Genomic DNA, 22,697 nt, shown 5'->3' with positions numbered 1-22,697 from the left:
GTCTACACTCCCTGTTACACTCGACGCCTTCCCTGTAGGAGCGAGCCTGCTCGCGATGGACTCCAGAGCGCCGCTGGGCATCTGGTTTCCCGCGTTATCGTTGACGACCATCGCGAGCAGGCTCGCTCCTACAGAAATACGGTCATCCCTTTTTCGGTCATCCAGTTGTCAGATCTGCAGATTATTCCCGGGGGGCAGCCTTTGATGGACGTGCTCACACCACTCTACCAATACCTGTTCAGATGGCTGATCGCGCCCATCAGCGAGCAGTTCCTCGGCCTGTTCGATCTCAATGGCCGCCTCTGCGTCGCCTTTCTCTTCACCTCTTACGCCGTTGCCTACGGCCTGTTCCGCTATCGCAAATCCCGCGGGTTGACCGATGCGCGTACGTTCTGGCAGTTCATCGGCGGCAACCAGGTGCATTTCCATCCTTCGGCGCTGCTCGATTGCCGCTACTACTTCGTGCGCGCGATCCTCAAGGTCGTGCTGGTGGTGCCGGTCGTGGGGCTGGTGGATCCCTATGTATTGCGATCCGGCGATTACGTGCGGTTCTTCACTCACCTGTGGGGCGCGCGGGTTCAGGTCGAGGAACATCTGGGGCTGTCCCTGCTGTATGGCATGGGCGTGTTCCTGGTACAGGATTTCACCCATTACTGGGCCCATCGCGCCTACCACTCGCGCTACCTGTGGGCCTTTCACAAGGTTCATCATTCGGCGCCGGTGATGGTGCCCGTCACCGCAAGCCGGATTCACTTCGTCGAGAAAATGATCGAGCGACTGCTCGACATCATCTTCCTCGGCGCCTTCGCCGGCATTTTCTGGTACGCCTGTGGTGGCGAGATCAGCCGCTACACCTTGTTCGGCGTGACCTACATGGTGTTCATCCTCAACGCATTGGCAGCCAACCTGCGTCACAGCCATGTCTGGCTGTCGTTCGGGCCGGTGGTCGAGCACGTGATCAACAGCCCGGCGCAGCATCAGATCCATCACAGCGATGCACCTCGGCATCACGACAAGAATTTCGGGGTCAACCTGTCACTCTGGGACTGGATGTTCGGCACGCTCTACGTCACGCAGTCCAAACCCGAAGCTATTCGATTCGGCACCGGCGAGGCCGATCACGAGCGTTATCTGACGCTCTACAGTCTGGTGGTGACGCCCTTTGTCGAGACCGCGCGCAAACTGCGCCTGGCCAAACGCCGGGTAGCTTCATTCACTCACCAAACCTGTAGGAGCGAGCCTGCTCGCGATAGCGGAGTGTCAGGCAACGAAGATGTTGCTGGAGCAACCGCTATCGCGAGCAGGCTCGCTCCTACAGGTTTTGCACCGCTTTCCAGCGGCATGATCAACGTTCGGGAAGGTGCCAGCGCCCGCGCAAACGGTCGTATTCGGCCTCGGGCAACTGCACCAGCAACGGGGACTGACGCGGGTCCAGCCACCTGAACAGACGGGCAATATCTCCCGGATCCATGGCCGTACAACCACGGGTCGGCGTCACGGGCCCGCGCCAGATATGAAAGAAAATGCACGAGCCAGCGTTCGGTGAAGCAGGGGTGTTGTGCTCGATGAAAATACCCTGGCGGTACAAGTCATCGCTGCGCCGCATGCGTTCGGAACTGTTCCAGTCCCGGGCCACTGTCGAGCCGTCGAGCAGTTGGTTGTAGCGCGTGGACTGGCTGTCATCCACGCATTCGATGGCCGGTGTCAGCTCAAGGTAGGGCAGTCGGGTTTGTGCTGTCGGGGCGTAGCCAAACGCCGTTGCCAGCTTGAATATGCCGGCCGGGGCCTTGCCGTCGCCTTCCTGCTTGATTGGCCCGGCAAACGCATCGATGGGCTCGATTCCCTTGCCCCAGCCCATGCCGTTTTTGCCGAGTACCACCGCAAAGGGCGCTTCGAACTTTTCGAAGACGGCGCCGTGGCGTTCATAACGCTGGGCGGTGGCTTCGATGGCGTTCCAATCCTTGCTGGTGACCACGATCAGTTGCCGGCTGTCATCGAGTCCCTGGGCCACGGCGAAGGCGGGTAACAGCAGCAAGGCGCAGGCCTTGAACAGTCGCTTCATGGCTTGGGCGCCAGCGGGGTAATGGGGAAGTCCATCACGGTCTTCAACGAAGGGTCCCGCGTATAAGTGAAATGCCACCACTCGGCGGAATAGCCAGTGAAGCCTTCCTGCGCCATGGCGCGGGTCAGTCGTTCGCGGTTCTCCATGGCCGTGGCGTTGATCAGGGTGGTGTCGGTGTGGGCGCGTTCGTCGAAACAGTCGAAGCCGGTGCCCATGTCGACGGCGCCGTCGTGCCAGCGTTCGGCGTAAGGTGCGGTGCAGTCGACCGGCGTGGCCGAGGGCGTCCAGTTGGCAGCGGGCAGGGCACCGGGACCGGTCATGGTCAGGTCGACGGTGCTGCCTTTGGAGTGATTGGAAACCCTCGCCACGTAACCCAGGCGCCAGAAGTCCTGCTTGTCCACTTGCGGGTAAAACTCGGCTTTGCGCGGATCGCCCGGTTCCGTGGCGAAGCGGCCCATGTCCGCCACCGCCCTGGCCGGTCGATAGCAGTCGAAGACCTTCAGGCCATAACCCTGCGCCTTCAACGCCGTTTGCACCCGTGACAGCGCCTTGGCCGCATCCTGCGACAACAGACACTCCGCCGCTGCGTAGCCGTCGAGCGGGTGCCCGGTGAAGTTATGGGCGCTGGCGTAGCGGATGTCCTGCTCGATGCTGGGGTCGAGGGTGCGCAGGTAGACCATGTGCTCGGGCCGGTCTTCGGCATGGGCCAGCACTGGCAGGCAAAGGAGCAGGAGCAAAGAGCGAGGTGCAAGTGGCATCGTGCCGGGCCTCCATGAGTACACGAGCGCTCATCATGGCTGGAAATTCACTGCACCTCCAACTGTAGGAGCGAGCCTGCTCGCGATGGACGTCAACGATAACGCGGGAAACCTGATGCCCCGCGGTGTTCCTGAGTCCATCGCGAGCAGGCTCGCTCCTACAGGAGAGCAGTGCGCGGCAGATCAGTCGCGATACACCGGGAAATCACTGCACATCGCCGCCGCCTGCCGCGCCACCTGGGCTTCGACATCGGCATCGCCAAGATGGTCGAGGATGTCGCAGATCCAGCCCGCCAGCTCGATGCTCTGCGCTTCCTTGAAACCACGGCTGGTAATGGCCGGGGTGCCGATGCGCAGGCCGGAGGTCACGAACGGTGATTGCGGATCATTGGGCACGGCGTTCTTGTTCACGGTGATGCCGGCGCGGCCGAGGGCGGCGTCGGCATCCTTGCCGGTCAGGCCCTGACGAATCAGGCTGACCAGGAACAGATGGTTGTCGGTGCCGCCGGAGACCACGTCGTAACCGCGTTTGATAAACACATTCGCCATGGCTTGGGCATTGCGGATCACCTGCGCCTGATACGTCTTGAAGGCCGGCTCCAGCGCTTCCTTGAAGCACACCGCCTTGGCTGCGATCACGTGCATCAGCGGACCGCCCTGGCCACCGGGGAACACAGCGGCGTTGAGCTTCTTCTCCAATTCCGCATTGGCCCGTGCCAGGATCAGCCCGCCACGGGGACCGCGCAGGGTCTTGTGGGTGGTGGTGGTCACCACATCGGCAAACGGAATCGGGTTGGGGTACAGACCGGTCGCCACCAGCCCGGCGACGTGGGCCATGTCGACGAACAGGTACGCGCCGACCTTGTCGGCAATCTCGCGAAAGCGCGCAAAGTCCAGAGTCTTCGAATAGGCGGAGAACCCGGCGATGATCATCTTCGGCTGGTGTTCGAGCGCCAGTCGCTCCACTTCGTCGTAGTCGATCAGGCCTGTAGCGGTGTCGATGCCGTATTGCACGGCGTTGTAGAGCTTGCCGGAAAAACTCACTTTGGCACCGTGGGTCAGGTGGCCGCCATGGGCCAGGCTCATGCCCAGCACGGTGTCGCCGGCCTGCAGCAACGCCAGGTACACCGCGGCGTTGGCCTGGCTGCCGGAGTGCGGCTGGACGTTGGCGTAGTCGGCGCCGAACAGCTGTTTGGCGCGGTCAATCGCCAGTTGCTCGACCACGTCGACATGCTCGCAGCCGCCGTAGTACCGCTTGCCCGGATAACCCTCGGCGTACTTGTTGGTCAGGCCGCTGCCCTGGGCCTGCATGACGCGCCGGCTGGTGTAGTTTTCCGAAGCGATCAACTCTATGTGGTGTTCCTGGCGCGCGTCTTCGGCGTTCATTGCCGCCAGCAGTTCGTCGTCGTAGCCCTGGATCTGGTCGTGTTTGCTGAACATGGCGACTTCCTCTGATTGTTCTTGGGATCACGATTCCCTGTAGGAGCGAGCCTGCTCGCGATGGTCGTAAACGATAACGAGGGGCTCCAGATGCCCAGCGGCGTTCTGAAGTCCATCGCGAGCAGGCTCGCTCCTACAGGGGGGATATGGGGTGCTCAGGCGTCGGCCTGGTCCTGGATCAGACGGTCATAGGCGCCCTGGTCGAGCAGGGTCTGCAGGGCGCTTGCATCGTGAGGGCGAAGGCGGAAAAACCAGCCTTCGCCCATCGGGTCTTCGTTGACCAGCTCCGGGTTGCCATCCAGCTCCGTGTTCACTTCGATCACTTCCCCATCCAGCGGCATGTAGATACTGCTGGCGGCCTTGACCGACTCCACCACCGACACCTCAACGCCGGCATCGAAGGTGCCCAGGTCTGCGAGCTGCACGAACACCACATCCCCCAACGCCTGTTGGGCAAAGGCGGTGATGCCGACGGTAACCAGACCATCGCTCTCCAGACGCAACCATTCGTGATCGACGGTAAAACGCAATTCGCTCATATCCACTCCTTATTGTTCTTTGGGCAGGCTCGGGGGTGACGAGCTTGGTTGCAGGAGTGATAGCAAGGGCGATGCCAGTTGGATTTAATTGTTTAAAAACAATGGCTTAAGTTTATTTTAGATAGATGAGTGCGCAGCTGTCGTATTGAAATCAATACAGGCAGGCGGGGAGGAGGGGTCAAGGCCCGGGCCAGACGTGTTTTGAATGATTAGTCTTGAATTCGATACGCTGTATCGATTTGCATACAGCCCCTGAAGCCACCCATTACCCCCTGTAGGAGCGAGCCTGCTCGCGATGAGGGAGTGTCAGTCAAAATCATGTTGGCTGACACACCGCATCGCGAGCAGGCTCGCTCCTACAGGGGATTTGTGTGGGAGTAGCCGGGATCAAGGCTTGTTGGGAATGCCGTACTTGCGCAACCGAATGGCAATGGCGCTATGGGACGTCTGTAACCGCGCCGCCAGCAACCGGCTGGACGGATAACTGCGATACAGCTGCTCCAACAGGTTCCTTTCAAACTCTGCAACGGCATCCTCGAGACTTCCGACTTCCCCGTCGTTCTTGCGCTCCACGGCGGTCCTGGCAATGTCCAGATCGTCGATATCCACCAGAGGATTTTCGCAAATCGCCGCTGCACGAAAGATCACGTTCTGCAGTTGTCGCACATTGCCCGGCCAGCGGTTGCCGAGCAGGGCGGGGAAGGTACTCGGCGCCAGCCGGCACACCGGGCGCTGGATCTGCGCGCAGGCGTGTTCCATGAAGTGCTGGGCCATCAGCAGGATGTCATGGCCGCGCTCACGCAGCGGCGGCACTTGCAGGTTGAGCACGTTGAGGCGGTAGAACAGGTCCTCGCGAAAATGCCCCTCGCTGACCATCTTTTCCAGGTCGCGGTGGGTGGCGCTGAGAATGCGCACATTGACCTTCACTTCGCGATCACCGCCCACCCGCCGAAAGCAGCCATCGCTCAAAAAACGCAGCAACTTGGCTTGCAGGTACGGCGACATTTCCCCCACTTCATCGAGAAACACTGTGCCTCCATCAGCCAGTTCCAGCAGGCCCAGCTTGCCGCCGCGTTGCGCACCGGTGAAAGCACCGGTGGCGTAGCCGAACAGCTCGCTCTCGGCCAGGCTCTCCGGCAGCGCCGCGCAGTTGAGCGCCAGGAACGGCGCCTCTCGCCGGCCGCTGATGGCATGACAGGCACGGGCCACCAGTTCCTTGCCGGTGCCGGTTTCGCCCTGGATCAACAGCGGTGCATCCAGCGCCGCCACCCGTTGTGCCCGGGCCTTGAGCGCGCGGATCGGCGGCGATTCGCCCAGCAGCGCGTCGAAGCCTTCGGCGTGGTCATGGTGCAGCGCCGACAGACGCTCGCCGATGCGGTTCGGTTGATACAGGGTGAGCAGGGCGCCGGCATCGGTGATCGGCATGGCGTCGAGTAGCAGGGTGTGATTGGCGAGGCTGACCTCGCGCATCGGCAGGCGAAAACCATGTTCGATCAGTTCGGGTAGCAGGTCTGAATCTTCGAACAGTGCGCCCAGCGACTCGCCCGCCGGTTCGCGGCCGCACAGGGCGATCAGCGCCGGGTTGGCCAGCAGCACCTGACCGCGATCGTCCACCGCCAGCACCGGGTCGGAGCTGGCGGCGAGCAGGGCATCGAGTTGCAGGCGCCGGCGTTGCCCCGGGAGGATGTCGACCAGGGTCACCGCCTGCACGCCCTTCACTTCAAGCAGCGCCTCGCGCAACTCTTCCATCACATCGGTGCCGAGGGTCGGCGCGTCGATGTAAACGTTGGGCGGCACCATCTCGACGGCGTCCAGGTTGAAGCTGCGTCGACCGAGCAAGGCCAGGACTTCCTGAGTGATGCCGACGCGGTCGATGAAGGTGACGTGGATGCGCATAGGTGGCCTGAAAGGTTGTGAAGCGGAATTGAGTATGTCGAATTCGCGGGATGCCGTCGTCAGGGCTTTTGCGCCGCTGGCGGTTTATGGGAGCAGGCCGCGAGGTCTTCGAGAAACGCCTGAAGAATCGGTGGCGGTGCCGTGCCCCGGCGCGTGATCACATCGAACGGCGACATCAGTTGCAGGCTGTGCGGGGCCAGCTGGTGCATTTCGCCGGTCTTGATCCACTGGGCGGCGAAGTGCGCCGGCAGAAAGCCCAGGTAGGCACCAGAGATGATCAGAATCGCCAGCGCCTCGATGTTGTCCACGGTGGCCGCCGCCTTGCTGACGCCCAGGTGTTCCAGGTCGTATTGCTGCATGTAGCCGCGCACGACGATGCGGCTGGTGCTGATCTCTTCGAGCAATTCATCGCCCTCGGCCTGGCTGCCGAACAGCGGATGCCGGCGCCCGCAATACAGCCCCAGTGCTTCCTGATACAGCGGCGTCTGCTGAAGGCCCGGCACGTGGATCGGGAAGTGTCCGATGGCCAGGTGCAGGCGCCCGTCGAGCACCCGCTCCTCCAGTTCCGCGGGTTCGCCGACGTACACGCTCAGGTGCACATCGTGGCCCCGCGAGACAAAGCGCTGGGTGGTACGCGGGATCGGCGAGTCGGGGTCGGTGATGGTGCTGTCGATAATCCCAAGATTGAGCTTGCCGCTGATGTGCTGCTTGAGCACGTCGGCGTCCATGCAGAACGTCTCCACCGCCGAGAGCAGGCGCTGGGTGGCTTCATGAATCGCCACCCCTTGCTCGGTCAGGCGAAAGCCGCTGCGTCCGCGCTGGCAGAGCTTGACCCCCAGGCGCGTCTCCAGATGAGTCATCTGTTCACTGATGGTTGACTGGCCGGCATTGAGCGCCGCCTGCGCGGCGGAAAACCCGCCGCAGCGGACAATCGTGGCAAACACCCGAAGCAACTTCAGGTCGACATCGTGCAGTTGAATCACCTGGAACCTCCCACCTGTGGATGCATCGGTAATGCCGATATGAGTATCTGATGTTTAGCATTTTTTCCACGAAAAGCTGCGCCCATAGTCTCTCCAACGGCGGTCGCCTTGCAGTCCGCCCAGCCGATAACAAGAAGTGGAGAGGCTTGAAATGTCGAACAACGGTTATGAATCCGGTCGCCTGAACCTGCCATTCGTGGGTCATTGCACCTTCGGCAAATCCCCTGTGTGCACCGACTGGGATGCCCTGGACGCGGACGTTGCAGTGCTCGGCGTGCCCAACGACATGGGCACTCAATGGCGCTCCGGCGCACGCTTCGGGCCACGGGGCATTCGCGAGGCATCGACGCTGTTTTCCTTCGGCCATGCCGGTGCCTACGACCACGAAGACGACGTCATGTACCTGACCGCCGCCGACGTACGGATGGTCGACGTGGGGGATGCCGACATCGTCCACACCGACATGCAAACCAGCAACGAAAACACCGAATACGCCGTGCGCAAGATCCTCGATGCCGGCGTCATGCCGGTGGTGCTCGGCGGCGATCACTCGGTGCATGCCCCGGTGATCAAGGCCTTCGAAGGTCGCGGGCCGATCCACATCATCCACTTCGATGCCCACCTGGATTTCGTCGACGAGCGCCATGGCGTGCGCTACGGCCACGGCAACCCGCTGCGCCGCGCCTCGGAAATGAACCACATCGTCGGCATGACCCAGATGGGCATCCGCAACGTGTCCTCTTCCAACCGCGATGACTACGAAGCCGCCCACGCCGCCGGCTCGAAAATCCTCTCGGTGCGCGATGTGCGTCGCCTGGGTGTCGACGGCGTGCTGGCACTGATCCCGCAAAACATCAACTACTACATCACCATTGACATCGACGGCTTCGACCCGTCCATCGCCCCCGGCACCGGCACCCCCAGCCACGGCGGCTTCCTCTACTACGAAGTGCTGGAAATCATCCAGGCACTGGCCAAGCGCAGCCAGGGCAACATCGTCGGCATGGACCTGGTGGAGGTTGCACCGGTGTACGACCCGACCGGCATGACTTCGATCCTCGCCGCGCAACTGCTGCTCAACAGCATCGGCTTCATCTTCCACGAACGGGCCCAGGCGCGGGCTGTGAAGAGCGAAACCACCACGGCCACGGCGTGACCCGACCGCCATACAGAGGAGCCTGAAAATGGACGCGATCGTTAAGCAGTATTTGCAGAAATTCGGTGTCGCCGAAGCCACCCAGACCTTCCTTGGCAAGGTGCAGAAAATGTTCATCGGTGGCGCCTGGGTCGAGGCCAGCGACGGCCAGACTTCGGACGTCATCGAGCCCTCGACCGAAGGCCTGATCACCCGCATCCCCATGGGCACCACCGAGGATCTGGACCGTGCCGTGCAAGCCGCCCGTGCACAGTTCGACGGCGGCGCCTGGAGCCAGGCCAAGCCGGCAGAACGCGAACGCCTGATCCAGCGCTTGGCCGACCTGATCGAAGCCAACGCTGAGGAACTGGCGCAAATCGAATCCATCGACATGGGCAAGTCGGTGACCTTCGCCAAGGGTGTCGACATCCAGGGCACCATTGACACCCTGCGCTATTTCGCCGGTTGGGCGACCAAGCTCCACGGTCGCACCGTCGAGCCATCGCTGCCGGGCAATTACCTGGCCTACACCCGCAAGGAAGCGGTGGGCGTGGTCGGCGCCATCGTGCCTTGGAACTTCCCGTTGCAAACCATGGCCTGGAAGCTCGGTGCGGCGCTGGCCACCGGTTGCACCGTGGTGGTCAAGCCCGCCGAATTGACTTCGCTGTCGGCCCTGCGCTTTGCCGAACTGGTACAGGAGGCGGGCATCCCGGACGGCGTGATCAACATCGTCACCGGGCGCGGCAGCGTGGTCGGTGCGGCCATGGCCACCCATCCCGGCATCGACAAGTTGACCTTCACCGGTTCGACCCCGGTCGGCCGCACCGTGGGCCGCGCCGCACTGGACGAAATGAAGCGACTAACCCTGGAACTGGGAGGAAAATCACCGGTAATCGTGATGGCCGATGCGGACATCCCCGCCGCTGCGCAAGCAGTCGCCAACGGTGTGTTCTTCAACTCGGGGCAGGTGTGCGACGCCGGGACGCGGGCCTATGTACATCGCAGCGTCTACGACGAATTCCTGCGCGAACTGATTGCCTACACCCGCACGTTGAAGATGGCGCCCGGCATGGACCCGGACTGCTTCATCGGCCCGCTGGTGTCGGCGTTGCAGAAACAACGGGTGACCGAGTACATCGAAACCGGCAAGGCCGAAGGCGCCGAACTGGTCTACGGCGGCCAGCCGGTGGATGGCCCGGGCTTCTTCGTCGAACCGACGATTTTTGCCCATTGCCGCAATGACATGCGCATCGTCCAGGAAGAGATCTTCGGCCCGGTGCTGGTGACCGCGCCCTTCGACGATGAGGAAGAGGCGCTGGCCCTGGCCAATGACTCGCCCTACGGCCTGGCGGCGGCCCTGTACTCCAACGACCTGGGCAAGGTGCATAGCCTGATTCCACGGCTCAAGGCAGGCTCGGTCTACGTCAACGCCCACGGCACCCTCGACCCGTCGATGCCGTTCGGTGGCTACAAACAATCGGGTTTCGGCAAGGACCTGGGCGCGGAACAGCTCGATTACCTGCTCGAGACCAAGGCGGTGTGGATCACCTTGCCCGGCTGACACACCCGTCCCCTGTAGGAGCGAGCCTGCTCGCGATGGACCCAAGTACACCGCGGGGTGTCAGGCTGCCAGCGTCATCGTTGGCGACCATCGCGAGCAGGCTCGCTCCTACAGGGGTATCGGCACGGACGCGCCAAAACAATGCGGTTATCTCGTCATGATCTTCCAATAACAAGAGTCCATCATGAACATTGACGCCAAGCCTGCTGCGAACGTATCCATCCTCGACGACAAATCCGTGGTCGAGAGTCATTCCATCGACTTCATCCCCGAGAGCGAGCGCACCGACAAACTGTCCAGCCAGGGCCCGTTCTGGTTCCTCGGCAACTTCACCTTCTTCACCATGACCATCGGCTTCGTCGGCCCGAGCGTCGGCCTGACCGCGCTCTGGACCACCCTGGCCGGTACGCTGGGCATCATGTTCGGCACGTTGTTCATGGCATTCCATGGTTCCCAAGGACCGCACCTGGGCCTGCCGCAGATGATCCAGTCCCGCGCGCAGTTCGGCTATCGCGGGGTGATCCTGGTGCTGCTGGCGACGCTGTTCGTCTTTGCCGGTTTCAACATCGTCAACCTGGTGCTGATGATGCAGGGCCTGCACACGCTGTTCGGCTTCGACCCTGCCGTGATCGCCATCGCAGTGACGGTGCCGGCGACGGTGCTGGCGATCCTCGGCCATGACTGGATGCACCGCAGCTTCAAATGGGCGTTGTACCTGTCGCTGCCGCTGTACGGCCTGGTGACCCTGGCCGTGTTGATGGGCTGGGTGCCGGATGCGGTGCTCCCACCGCTGGCCGCAGGCGAAGTGGCCCCGGCGCCGCTGGGCTTCAACTGGACCGGTTTCATCGCTCAGTTCGCCGCCGCCGCCAGCTACAACATCGCCTACGCACCCTATGTGTCCGATTACTCCCGCTACCTGCCCAAGAACACCTCCAGCGGCAAGCTGATTGCGGTGGTGTTCCTCGGGGCGTCGTTGTCCGGTGCGTGGATGATTTCGGTGGGCGGCTGGCTGGCCGATCACCTGCATTCCACCGATGTGCTGGTAGCCCTCGGGCAGGTCGGCAACACCGTGTCGCCGCTGATGGGCACGGCGGTGGTGGTCATCACCATCCTGGCGTTCCTGCCGGTGATCGCGATGAACATCTACAGCGCCAAGTTGACGACCCTTACCTGCGTCGATTCCATCAAGCACATCGAACCGACCCGCAAGGCGCGGATCCTGGCGATCCTGTTCGTGATCCTGCTGCAGCTGGGCGTGGCCATGAGCATCCAGAGTTCCGGCAAAGGTCTGTCAGTGCTGGGGATCTACCTGGTGGTGATGCTGTACTTCCTGGTGCCCTGGACCTCGGTCAACCTCACCGACTACTTCTTCGTGCGCAAGGGCCGCTACGCCATCCCGCACTTCTTCATGCCCCACGGCAACATCTACGGCAGCTGGGGCCTGCGCGGCATCCTCGCGTACGCCATCGGCTTCGTCTCGATGATCCCGTTCTTCTACATCTTCGATGGCGTCGAGCAGCGCGAGGTGTACGTCGGCCCACTGGCCAAGGCCCTGGGCAGCATCGACATCGCCTGGCTGGTGGGGCTGATCGTGTCAGGCCTGGCCTACTACTGGCTGAGCCGCTCGATCGACCTCAAGGCTGAAGAAACCGTGATCCAGCAGATCGAAAAAACCTGTCCGCAATACACCACCGGCGACTCGCTCAACGTGTTCAAAGAGTCGGCGCTCCGGAGATAAATCATGACGACGCAAAAATACGACTACATCATCATCGGCGCAGGCTCGGCAGGTTGTGTGTTGGCCAACCGCCTGAGCGAAGACCCGGCCACTTCCGTGCTGGTGCTGGAATTCGGCGGCAGCGACAAGAGCGTAGTGATCCAGATGCCCAGCGCGTTCTCGATCCCGATGAACACCAAGAAGTACAACTGGCGCTACGAAACCGAGCCGGAGCCGTTCCTCGACGGCCGGCGCATTCACTGCCCACGGGGCAAGGTGCTCGGTGGTTCTTCATCGATCAACGGCCTGGTGTATATCCGTGGTCACGCCTATGACTTCGACGAGTGGGAAACCCTCGGCGCCCAGGGCTGGGGCTACAAAAACTGCCTGCCGTACTTCAAGCGCGCCGAGAGTTACGAGGACGGTGGCGACAGCTATCGCGGGCAGACAGGGCCGCTGCACACCACTAACGGCAACCACATGAAAAACCCGCTGTACGGCGCCTGGGTCGAAGCCGGCGCGGAAGCGGGCTACATCAAGACCGATGATTGCAACGGCTTCATGCAGGAAGGTTTCGGCGCGATGCACATGACCGTGAAAAACGGCGTGCGCTGTTCCACCGCCAACGCCTACCTGCGTCCGGCCATGGGCCGTCCGAACCTGACGGTGATCACCCACGCCATGACCCGGCAGATCATCCTCGACGGCAAGCGCGCGGTCGGCGTGATGTACGACCACGATGGCCAGACCCACCAGGTGTTCTGCAACCGCGAAGTGCTGATTTCGTCCGGCCCGATCGGTTCGCCGCACCTGCTGCAACGTTCCGGCATCGGCCCGGCGGAGGTGCTGCGCAAGGCCGGGGTCGAGGTGCGCCACGACCTGCCGGGGGTAGGGGAGAACCTGCAGGACCATGCCGAGGTGTACATCCAGTTCGGCTGCAAGGAACCGGTGACCCTCAACAGCAAAATGGACCCGCTGAGCAAGTTGATGATCGGCTTGCGCTGGCTGCTGTTCAAGGACGGGCTGGGCGCCACCAACCACTTCGAGGCCGGTGGTTTCATCCGCTCCGACAAGGGCCTGCGCTGGCCGGACATTCAGTTCCACTTCCTGCCGGCGGCCATGCGCTACGACGGCAACAAGCCGATCAAGGGCCACGGCTTCATGGTGCTCACCGGTCCCAACAAACCGAAAAGCCGCGGTTACGTGCGGGTGCGTTCCGCCGACCCCTACGAGCATCCGGAAATCCGCTTCAACTACCTGCAACGCGAAGAAGACCGCGAAGGCTTTCGCCGCTGCATCCGCCTGACCCGCGAAATCATCGGCCAGAAAGCCATGGACCGCTTCCGCGACGGCGAAATCGCCCCCGGCCCGCTGGTGCAGACCGATGAACAGATCGACGCCTTCGTGCGGCAAAACCTCGAAAGCACCTACCACCCTTGCGGTTCGTGCCGCATGGGCGAAGACGACATGGCCGTGGTGGACTCCGAACTGCGGGTGCATGGCATCGCCGGGCTGCGAGTGATCGACTCCTCGGTATTCCCGACCGAACCGAACGGCAACCTCAACGCCCCGACCATCATGCTCGCGGAACGGGCGTCGGACCTGGTGCGCGGAAAGAAAATGCTGCCGGCGGCGAATGTGCCGGTGGGGCTGGTGGAGGATTGGGAGAACAGCCAGCGCTCGTCGTTGCCGGGGCGCAACGTACGGGTCTGATTTGATTTCGCGGACAGCCCGATTCCCTGTGGGAGCGGGCTTGCCCGCGAAGGCGGCCTGCAAGCCAACCGTGATTTCGCGGATGTACCTGATCCCCTGTAGGAGCGAGCCTGCTCGCGATGGTCGTCAACGATAACGCTGGCTTCCTGAAACCCCGCGGTGTCCCGTCGTCCATCGCGAGCAGGCTCGCTCCTACAGGGGACCGCGATCTGCTTTTGCTTTGGCTTTTGATCTTGATCTGCCCCGTCGGAAGGCCGAGTGGAGGTGTTCATCCGGGGGGAGGGCGCGCAGCGCCGTGCGGCGAAGCCGCACACATCGAGAGGAGGTGCAGCGCAGCAAACCGGAGGCGATGCCCCCGGATGAATACCGGAGCGAGGGAATGCCGAGCCTAGGCGAGGCACCGTACGTCAGGGGATAAAAGCGCTTGGTTACTTGGCGCTTTTCCAAGTAACCCGCCGTCAGGGCGGAACCCTAAGCGGCCGTTACCGCAGCAATGGATATGTACTCAGTCAACAAATGCCAGGTTGCCTGACGCAAAGCCATCGCGAGCAGGCTCGCTCCTACAGGTGATCAGTGTCGGGAAAAATGTTGTGCCCATTGCTAGGCTGTAAGTCCCTGAGTCCCCAATGGAACACCCCCATGCCCATCCAGGCCCTGCGCGCCGACGCTTCCCACCTCGACACCGTCGCCCTCCTGTTCGACGCCTATCGCGGTTTCTACGGCCAACCGCCCAACCTGCCGCAATCCCGCGCCTTTATTGCCGAGCGCATCGCCCGTGACGAGTCGGTGATTTTCCATGCCGTGGATGACAGCGGCGAGGCGCTGGGTTTTGTGCAGATGTTCCCGACCTTTTCCTCCATCGATGCGCATCGCACCTGGCTGCTCGGTGATCTGTTCACCACGCCATCCGCTCGAGGCAAAGGGGTAGGGACGCTGCTGCTGAACACCGCCCGTGACTTCGCGCGGTTGATGGGCGCCAAGGGCATGACCCTGGAAACCGCCACCGACAACCACAGCGCGCAGCACCTGTATGAATCCCTCGGCTGGGTGCGTGATACGGGTTACTACACCTATTGCCTGGATTTGAAAAAGGACTGACTTTCGATGAAGTGGCAGCCTCGACGAGGCTGCCACCGTCGTCCTAGTTGGGCATCGGAATGGTGACGCCTTCTTTCTCCAGGTCTTCACGAACCGATTGGAATTTCTGGTACTTGGAAATTTCGATCGGGCCGTCGTAACCCATGCTTTGCAGTTTGCGCGGAGGGTACTGAATGTAGGTTTTCATCAGCTTGTTAATCGCTGCGCTGATGGGAACCATGGTCCAGGTGCGCTCGGTGACGTTGCTCATGAAAATGTCATAGCGCTCCTGAGGGTCCTGATACAGGTCGAAAACCTGCGGTACCGTCGCCACGTATTTTTCAGCACCTTTCCAGCCCAGGTTGGTGTCTACGGCCAGGCCACCGGTCACGGCGCCGTTATCACCCCTCAAGTTGAACACCGCCTTGTAGTTGCCAACGCGAGCGGCACCGGGGGTCAGCTCGTTCTCGGTGAAGTAGAACCATTCCTTGCGAGGGTCAGGGCCGGTGCCGAGCAGCACCGGGGTCATGTCGTAGCTGTCGAAGATGATGGGTTTGCCTTCGCGATCCTTGTCTGGAAGTTTGATCCCGGCCACGGACGCGAACGTCGCCATCAGGTCCAGGCCGCCGAGGATGTCGTGGTTTTTTTGATCGGCCTTGATCTTGCCGGGCCAGACCATGATCGCCGGCACCCGGTTGCCACCTTCACGCACCGTGCCCTTGGTGCCACGGAACGGCGTGTAGCCGGCGTCGGGGTAAACGTCCTGCCACGCACCGTTGTCGGTGGTGTAGACCACCAGGGTGTTCTTATCCAGACCCAGTGCTTTGAGCTTGTCCATGATGCGCCCGATGTGGGTATCGAGCTCGACGATGGAGTCGGCGTACTTGGTCTTGGAGATCGATTTGTGGACGAACTCCGGCGCCGGCAGGTTGGGTTGGTGCACCTTCATGAAGTTGACGTTGATAAAGAACGGCTTGTTCGATTTCGCGGCGGTGTCGAGAAACTCCAGCGCCGCCTTTTCCACGTAGTTGTCGAAGAACGGAATGCCCACCACACCGGGCTTGCCATCCACGACAGGGGTGTCGACGTACTGGCCGTTGATCTTGAACTCTTCGACGGCTTTCTCTCCCGCCTTGGCCGACAGTGCGCCCTGGGTCACCTTGGCGAACATGGCGCGGGTCTCGTCATCCATGTCCGGGAACCAGGTCGGGTCGGCGTAGGTGTAGGCGTTGAGGTGATACAGGCCGACGTACTTCATCACGTCATAGCCCTGGGCGTTGGGCAGGGCGTAATCGGCTTCTCCCAGGTGCCATTTGCCGGTGAAGTAAGTGTCGTAACCCCCGGTCTTCAGAACCGAGGCCAGCGTCCATTCAGCCGCCGGCAAGCCGCCGCCCTGACCCTGGAACGCCACCGTGGTCATGCCGCTGCGGTTGGGGATGCGCCCGGTTTGCATCGCGGCCCGGCCCGGGGTGCAACTGGGTTGTGCGTAGAAGGAGAAAAAGGTGGTGCCTTGTGCGGCGAGTTCGTCGATGCGCGGTGTTGGCATGCCGCGACCGACACCGCCGCCGTAAGGCCCCAGGTCACCGTAGCCGGTGTCGTCGGAGACGATGAAAAGGATGTTGGGTTTTTCTGTCTGTGCTGCCTGCGCGATGCCGTTGAGTGCCAAGATCAATGAGCACGCAACGTAAAACCTGATGCGGTGCGAGTGCCTGTTCATACCCGGTTTCCTCTTGATATTTGCTGCCAGACCACTCATCGGGAGGCAAAACAATAAGGATCCTGGTGCGTGATCACCCAAGCATGCGTCTGGATAGTTCGGGGAAGGTTTCTAACGGCAGGATGGACATTCCGCTCGCTATTCAAGGCGGTCGTGGAAGATTAGTTCCACAACCTGCGCGGTGCGCTGCCGTACGCCGCGTAATTGGCAACGTTCGTCGATTTTCTGACAGTTTTTGAGGGACTGTGGACCTAAACACCTACTGTAGGAGCGAGCATGCTCGCGATAGCGGTTTGTCAGTCGGCATCAATGTCGAATGCGCCACCACTATCGCGAGCATGCTCGCTCCTACAGGGTTGTCTGGTTTTACAGGCAATTTTCAGAACCCGCTTTCACGCATCAACACCGCCAGAAAGTGGGTCGCCACATCACCCAGCACACTGCGTCGCTCACCCTCGATTTTCAGATGACCACGGGTTTCGCGCAGGCTCGGCAGCGGCTCGTCCAGCTGGATCAGCACCTGGAACAGCGCCGCGCTTGGCACCAGCTCATGCTCTTGCGGCGTGGTCGGCACCGGGCCGCCAAAGCGCGAGGACAGCATGCGATGGGACAGTTGACCGGCACGGGTGCTGCCGATCGTCAGGACCTTGCCGCTCAATGGCGTGGTCTGGCCATCGGGGTAGAAGCGCACGCGACCACCGGTGAGCAGGCGATGCACCTGGTCCTGGGCGACGTAGGCGTCGACCTGCCAGCTGCGCGGATCGATCAGGATCCCCAGGGATTCCTGGCGGCCGATCCACTGGCCGGTTTTCCAGTCCGGATTGACGTCCAGCCACAGACCGGCGAACGGGGTTTGCAGGTTGAGCCGGGCGATTTCCGAGCGGGCGGCCCGGGCTTCCTCGAATTGCACATTAAGGCGCTGGCGGGTGACGGCGTCTTCAGCCAGGCCGCCGGGATCGGCGAGCAGCCCGGACAAGCGCGCTTCATAGCTGCGGGCATTGGCTTCGCTGCTCTGTATGCGCGAGGCGATGTCCGGCTCGTCGAGCACCACAAGCACTTCGCCAGCCTTGACCGGACCCTCGCCGTGGATCGATTGCAGCCGCGCCGGGTAGGGCGCGTAGACCCGCAACTGGTGTTCGGCACGGGCCACGCCGACCGCATCGATCTGGGTCCGCCAGGGCAGGGCGAGGCCAATCAGGATCAGGCCCAGTACCGAATAGAACAGCACCTTGCGCAGGCGTGGAATGCCCGCGCGATGGCTCCACCAGTGGTTCAATTCGCGCACCACCGGCATGGCGATAAACCAGGACAGTTCAACCATGAACAGAATGATCCCGAGCAATTTGAAGAAGAACAGGTAGACCGCCAGGGCGATCCCCAGAAACAGCACCAACCGGTAGAGCCAGGTGATGATGGCGAAAGTCACCAGCAGCCGGCGCTGGCCGGTGGGGAACACCTCCGGCCAGTCTTCCTGCAAGCCCAGCAGGTTGCGCCGCAGGGTGACCCGGGCCAGTGCCGAGGCGCGTTCGTGCAGGTTGGGGAAGTCCAGCAGGTCGGAGAGGATGAAGTACCCGTCGAAGCGCATGAACGGGCTGGCGTTCAGCGCCAGGGACAACAGCCAGCTGGTGGTCGCCAGGTACAGCAGGGCATTGCGCAGGGCACCCGGATCACACAGCGCCCAACCCAGGGTCGAGAGCCCGGCCAGGGACAGTTCGGTGACGATCCCGGCCGAAGCGATCGCCAGTCGCTGGCGTGAGCGGTTGAGCTTCCAGCTCTCGCCAGTGTCGGTGTAGAGCATCGGCCACAGCACCACGAAGGCGATGCCCATGTGCCCGACGCGCAACCCCAACCGCGTCGCCACCAGCGCGTGCCCCAGTTCATGCAGGGTTTTGGCGACGATCAGCGCCAGGGCGAAACTGAACAGGCCTTCGGTGGAGAAAGACTCGACCACCGCGCTGGTGAAACTGTCCCACTGCTGCAGGACCAGAATCACCCCCAGCACGCTCAGGCTCACCACCAAAAAAGCCGTCAGCGGATGGAACAGCCAGCGCAAGGCGTGCGCCAGATGCTGCAACGGTTGCTGGGGGCGCAGCAGCGGAATGCGGAAGAACAGATAGTGGTGCAGCCACCAGCGCCAGCTCAACCAGCTGCCTTCCTCATCCTTGGCCTGCAAGCGCGCCAAAGCCGCGGGCCCGGCGCGCAGCAACTGGTGCTGTTCAAGGAACTGGCGAAAATCGAGGATCTGCTCCACGTCGGGCTTGAGCGCGGTGCCTTCGGCGATCTGCTCGCTGATCTGGCGGGGTGACTGGCCCCAGCGCAACAGGCATTCGAACTCCAGCCAGCCGATGCGGTAGAAACGGTTGATCACCGTGTCCTGAATCACCCACGCCGGCTCGCCGCTGCTGCCGTGGGCGGCTTCGCTCAGACGCAAATCCTCGCGCAGCGGGGGCAGGGGAATGTCGGCGGGATCGAGCATTACCAGCCACTCCAGGCGCGCAAGGTCGCCAGCGGCCGGCGCAGCAGGTAATAACCGAGCATGACCCGGCCGCCATACAGCTTGGCGGTGCCGTGCAGGCCCAAGCGAGCGTGTTGTGGTGTACCGTCGATGCTCGCCAGCAGCCGATAGGCGACCACACCTTCATCACTGGGGCGCGCCTGATAACTGGTTTCGAGGATCTGGCCCTTCAAAGGAGTCAGCGGGTAGGCGGTGAGAAACAGCGTGACCTCGGCACCGGGCTCCAGCGCGATGGCGTCCGCGACCGCGAGCTGAATCAACATCGCCGGCTGGCTCGGGTCGGCCACTTGCATGATCCGTTCACCTGTCACCACCGGTTTGCCCAGCCAGTCGTTGGGGTCGCTGAACACCGCGACACCGGCTCGCGGTGACAGCACCTGGGTGCGCTTGAGTTGTGCCTGCACCGCCGCCAGCTCGGCCCGACGCTGTTGCGCACGGCCTTCAAGCAGGGTCAGTTCGCCCTTGCTCTGCGGGTTGTCGAACGCCCGCTGGCTGGCCGCCTGCAATTCGGCATCGGCCACCGCCACTTCCTTGCCCAGCACTTCGGCGCGGCTGCGCAGGGTGGTTTCGTCGAGGGAAAACAACGGGGTACCGGCCTCTACCGGTTGATTGGGGCGGACCTGAATGTGTTCGATCACCCCGTCGATGGGCGAGCTGATGATCTGTGCCTGACGGGAGACAATCTCGGTGGGCGCCAGGGCCGTTTGCCGCACGGGCAACAGCAACAAGGCGCCGAGCACCAGCAGGCCGATCAAGGTCTGTTTGCGGTTGGGCCACCAGCGGCCGAAACGCCGACGTTTGGTGAGTGCGGTCCAGCAGTAGGCCCAGGTGTTGATCGGGCCGGCCAGGACCTGGCGCAGCAGGGCGGGTGGTTCCTGTTCGAGCAGCAACAACAGCAGGCCCAGGCGATGCCCGTTGCGATCCTGTATCGGCACGCACCACAGACCCGACGGCCACCATTCGCTCCAGCCTTCGGCGATGTCGGTCGGTGGCGTGCTGCTGTCCTGGGACAACCACACGGGCTCGCCGTCGGGCACCTGAGAGGCGACCCAGCGGCTGGCGCGACGCAGCCATACCAGATACGGCGAGTCTTCGCTGGGGCGCGACAGGCCGGAGACACACAGCAGCTCCAGCGCATTGTCCCGTTGGGCAAACACCAGCGCCTGATGAAACGGCAGCAGCGGATACAGATCGTTGGCCATGCTGAAGGCCAGGGCGTTCAGCGTGTCGGCGGCAATGGCCTTGTCACGCAGGGCATCCAGTTCCAGCAGCAGGTGGGGGTGAGGCAGGGGCTCGTTCATGGTCATGGTTGAGCCGTTTCCTGATCGAACCTCGCCGTGCCGCTCATGCCCGCCATCAGGTCAGGAAACTTCTCGTCGAGCCGGGCTTCCAGTTCGACGGTTTGCGCCACCGCATCGACCCGCGAATTGACCACCGAGACATGGGCCGCGTAGGTTTTTCCGGTCTCATAGATGCTCACCTGCAACGGCATGCCCTTCTTCAGGGTCTTGAGCATGTTCGAGGGCACGTTCAGGCGCACCTTCAACGCCCCGTCGCTGACCAGATCGAACAGCGGCGTACCGGCACTGACGGTCTGGTACGGCTTGACGTAGACCTTGGCCACGGTCCCGGAAAACGGTGCCAGCACCTGGCAGTAGCCGCTCTGGGCGACGCCCATGGCGCGGGCGCCTTCGGCTTTTTGCACTTCGGTGTTGGCCATCGACACTTCGATATCACCCACGGCATTGAGCTGGCGCAGCTGCTTTTTCGCGTCGAGGTTCTGCTTGGCCATGGCCAGTTCGGCCACGGCGACCTTGCTGCGGGCTTCGGCTTCGTTGCAGTTGAAGCGCGCCAGCAGTTCAGACTTGGCCACGTGTTCGCCAAAGGTTGCCTTGAGCTCGCCGAGCGTGCCGTTCATCTGGCTGGACAGGGTGGTCTCCAGTTCGGCGGCGAGCAGCACGCGAATCGTCGAAGCGGTTTGCGTCGCCGGGTCTTCGGCCTGGGCGCCGAAGGCGGCAGCACTGAGCATGAGCAAAAACCATCGCGAATCACGGGCGAGTCGGCGCATTCGGCATTCCTTGCTGGGTGACGAGCAGGCGTTGCTGCTCCTGTTTGTTCAGAGTGTTCTGGATTTCCCGGGCCAGGGTCTTGATGTCGTGTTTGTCGATTTCGTTGGGCAGCACGTCCAGCCCCACCGAGTTGTACAACCGGCCCCAGGCCGCCTGGGCGCTGGAGAACGCCGCCTCGCGTTGGTAACGTGAGAGCAGGTAACGACCCTCGGCGCGGATCACTTCCAGCTCGGAACCGAGAGCGCCGGTCTTGGCCGCCTGGGCGTAATCGAGCAGGCTGCGATCGACCCGCAGGCTTTCTTCGGTGAACTCCACCTCCTGGCGCGCCAGTTGATAGCGCAGGGTGCCGACCCGTACCTGGGTCAGGATCGCCATCGACAGCGCCACGCGGCGGGTGTCGTCGGTTTCACTCTGGGATTTTTCCGCCGCATTGAGCGAAGGCAGTTGCAACAGGCGCAGCAGGTTCATCGAGACTTGCAGGCCGGTGGCGTTCCAGTCGTTGTTGTAGAGGAACTTGTTGGAGTCGTAGCGATAGCCATAGTCAAAGCTGACGTTGGGCCACAACTGTGCCTTGGCGATGTCCAGGTCCTTCTGGTTGACGCGCTTGCGGTACCACTCTTCCATGATCTCTGGACGGTTTTCCATGGACAGCTGTTCAAGCTGCGCGATGTTCTGGTGCAGTTCCGGCAACGGTGGCTCGGCGGTGTCGGCCAGGACCATTTTCGCGCCCGGTGGCAACGACATCAGTGCCGCCAGTTCCGCCTGGGCAAATTCCAGGTCCTGGCGGCGCACGGTCAGCAGGTAGATTGAGTCGAGCAGGGCGCGTTGATAAGCGAGGATTTCCTGGCGCGGCAACAGGCCCCGGGTTTCCGCGTCGCGGGCCGAAGTCAGGGCGGTCTGGGTGCGCGCCAGCAACTTGTCGACTTCCGGCATCAGGCGCTGGGCACCGAGGGCTCGCCAGTAAGCGTTGCGCACGTCCTGCAGGACGTTCTGCGCAACTTTGCGCCGGCGTTCCTCGGCCATCAGGATCTGGTCGGATTTCTGCTGGGTGCGGTAATAGGCCACGCCGAAATCCAGCAGGCTCCAGCTCAGGCCCAAGCCGTAGAGTTCGCGATAGCGCTCTTCCGAGGTCGACGCACGCAAGCTGACTTGCCGGTCCTCGATGCCGATGGAGGTGCCGCCGGAATCGTTGTTACGCCCGGCATACCCGGCCGACGCCACCAGACGCGGCAGCATCTCGTGGCTCGACACGTCGCGCAGGTCCGAGGCCAGCGCGCTCTCCATGAGCTTGAGACGGTAATCCAGGTTGTACTTGAGCGCCCGCGCAGCCGCCTCGTAAAAGTTGATGGGCGCGGTAACGGCTTCCTGGCCGGAGTACATGCGTGACTGATCGGCAAGGATGCGTTGACGGTTTTCCTCCTCGGTGGAGGGCTTGGGATCCAGCGAAGAGCAGGCGCTGAGCAGCATCGTCGAGACGAGGGCGGTACTCACCAGCCTGTTTGCGGTTCTTGGCAT

The 22,697-nt window shown here is 62.5% G+C and carries 17 protein-coding genes; 6 read left to right on the top strand and 11 right to left on the bottom strand.

Features of this window, described 5'->3' with window-relative positions; all coding sequences use genetic code 11:
* Positions 1–204: 204 nt before the first annotated feature.
* Positions 205–1,443: a sterol desaturase family protein gene (locus tag DKY63_RS08460; protein WP_239499387.1), complete on the top strand. Its 1,239-nt coding sequence runs from the start codon at positions 205–207 to the stop codon at positions 1,441–1,443.
* On the opposite strand, the gene DKY63_RS08450 is transcribed toward DKY63_RS08460, so the two are convergent.
* The 6 genes from DKY63_RS08450 to DKY63_RS08425 all read right to left on the bottom strand — a co-directional run bounded on the left by DKY63_RS08450 (position 1,346) and on the right by DKY63_RS08425 (position 7,678).
* Positions 1,346–2,062, bottom strand: a complete 717-nt coding sequence (locus DKY63_RS08450) for a L,D-transpeptidase family protein (RefSeq protein WP_110963697.1) — start codon at positions 2,060–2,062, stop codon at positions 1,346–1,348. The two genes, DKY63_RS08460 and DKY63_RS08450, sit on opposite strands and share 98 nt — an antisense overlap.
* Positions 2,059–2,820: a M15 family metallopeptidase gene (locus DKY63_RS08445; RefSeq protein ID WP_110963696.1), complete on the bottom strand. Its 762-nt coding sequence runs from the start codon at positions 2,818–2,820 to the stop codon at positions 2,059–2,061. Before DKY63_RS08445 ends, DKY63_RS08450 begins: the two co-directional genes overlap by 4 nt.
* A gap of 183 nt (positions 2,821–3,003) precedes the next feature.
* Positions 3,004–4,260, bottom strand: a complete 1,257-nt coding sequence (gene glyA, locus DKY63_RS08440; RefSeq protein ID WP_110963695.1) for a serine hydroxymethyltransferase — start codon at positions 4,258–4,260, stop codon at positions 3,004–3,006.
* A gap of 155 nt (positions 4,261–4,415) precedes the next feature.
* Positions 4,416–4,799, bottom strand: coding sequence for a glycine cleavage system protein GcvH (gcvH, locus tag DKY63_RS08435; protein ID WP_110963694.1), 384 nt, complete (start codon positions 4,797–4,799; stop codon positions 4,416–4,418).
* A gap of 387 nt (positions 4,800–5,186) precedes the next feature.
* Positions 5,187–6,695 (bottom strand): sigma-54-dependent transcriptional regulator, encoded by a 1,509-nt coding sequence (locus DKY63_RS08430; protein WP_110963693.1) that lies wholly within the window; start codon positions 6,693–6,695, stop codon positions 5,187–5,189.
* Between the two features lie 59 nt (positions 6,696–6,754).
* On the bottom strand, positions 6,755–7,678 hold the full coding sequence (locus DKY63_RS08425; protein WP_110963692.1) for a LysR family transcriptional regulator: 924 nt from the start codon (positions 7,676–7,678) through the stop codon (positions 6,755–6,757).
* 151 nt (positions 7,679–7,829) lie between these two features.
* Here DKY63_RS08425 and speB point away from each other — a divergent pair, with 151 nt between their 5' ends.
* The 5 genes from speB to DKY63_RS08390 all read left to right on the top strand — a co-directional run bounded on the left by speB (position 7,830) and on the right by DKY63_RS08390 (position 14,902).
* On the top strand, positions 7,830–8,834 hold the full coding sequence (gene speB, locus DKY63_RS08420) for an agmatinase (RefSeq protein ID WP_110963691.1): 1,005 nt from the start codon (positions 7,830–7,832) through the stop codon (positions 8,832–8,834).
* Between the two features lie 28 nt (positions 8,835–8,862).
* Entirely contained in the window at positions 8,863–10,374 is a 1,512-nt protein-coding gene (locus DKY63_RS08415; protein ID WP_110963690.1) for an aldehyde dehydrogenase family protein, read from the top strand.
* 184 nt (positions 10,375–10,558) lie between these two features.
* Entirely contained in the window at positions 10,559–12,112 is a 1,554-nt protein-coding gene (locus DKY63_RS08405) for a purine-cytosine permease family protein (protein WP_110963688.1), read from the top strand.
* Positions 12,113–12,115: 3 nt separating this feature from the next.
* The gene (gene betA / locus DKY63_RS08400) at positions 12,116–13,804 is read left to right on the top strand and encodes a choline dehydrogenase (protein WP_110963687.1); all 1,689 of its coding nucleotides are present in this window, start codon (positions 12,116–12,118) and stop codon (positions 13,802–13,804) included.
* A gap of 639 nt (positions 13,805–14,443) precedes the next feature.
* Entirely contained in the window at positions 14,444–14,902 is a 459-nt protein-coding gene (locus DKY63_RS08390) for a GNAT family N-acetyltransferase (protein WP_110963685.1), read from the top strand.
* 43 nt (positions 14,903–14,945) lie between these two features.
* On the opposite strand, the gene DKY63_RS08385 is transcribed toward DKY63_RS08390, so the two are convergent.
* The 5 genes from DKY63_RS08385 to DKY63_RS08365 all read right to left on the bottom strand — a co-directional run bounded on the left by DKY63_RS08385 (position 14,946) and on the right by DKY63_RS08365 (position 22,697).
* Complete coding sequence (locus DKY63_RS08385; protein WP_110963684.1) at positions 14,946–16,598, bottom strand: arylsulfatase; 1,653 nt, start codon at positions 16,596–16,598, stop codon at positions 14,946–14,948.
* Between the two features lie 379 nt (positions 16,599–16,977).
* A complete protein-coding gene (locus DKY63_RS08380; RefSeq protein ID WP_110963683.1) occupies positions 16,978–19,074 on the bottom strand; it encodes an HlyD family efflux transporter periplasmic adaptor subunit in 2,097 nt (698 codons plus the stop codon).
* Positions 19,074–20,420: an efflux RND transporter periplasmic adaptor subunit gene (locus DKY63_RS08375; protein WP_204354313.1), complete on the bottom strand. Its 1,347-nt coding sequence runs from the start codon at positions 20,418–20,420 to the stop codon at positions 19,074–19,076. Before DKY63_RS08375 ends, DKY63_RS08380 begins: the two co-directional genes overlap by 1 nt.
* Complete coding sequence (locus tag DKY63_RS08370) at positions 20,417–21,181, bottom strand: efflux RND transporter periplasmic adaptor subunit (protein ID WP_110963682.1); 765 nt, start codon at positions 21,179–21,181, stop codon at positions 20,417–20,419. Before DKY63_RS08370 ends, DKY63_RS08375 begins: the two co-directional genes overlap by 4 nt.
* The gene (locus DKY63_RS08365; RefSeq protein ID WP_110963681.1) at positions 21,162–22,697 is read right to left on the bottom strand and encodes a TolC family protein; all 1,536 of its coding nucleotides are present in this window, start codon (positions 22,695–22,697) and stop codon (positions 21,162–21,164) included. Before DKY63_RS08365 ends, DKY63_RS08370 begins: the two co-directional genes overlap by 20 nt.

It is taken from the genome of Pseudomonas putida (assembly GCF_003228315.1).
Taxonomy (GTDB): domain Bacteria; phylum Pseudomonadota; class Gammaproteobacteria; order Pseudomonadales; family Pseudomonadaceae; genus Aquipseudomonas; species Aquipseudomonas putida_S.
The sequence above is the reverse complement of the archived record's forward strand: the minus strand, read 5'-3'. Positions and strand labels throughout refer to the sequence as shown.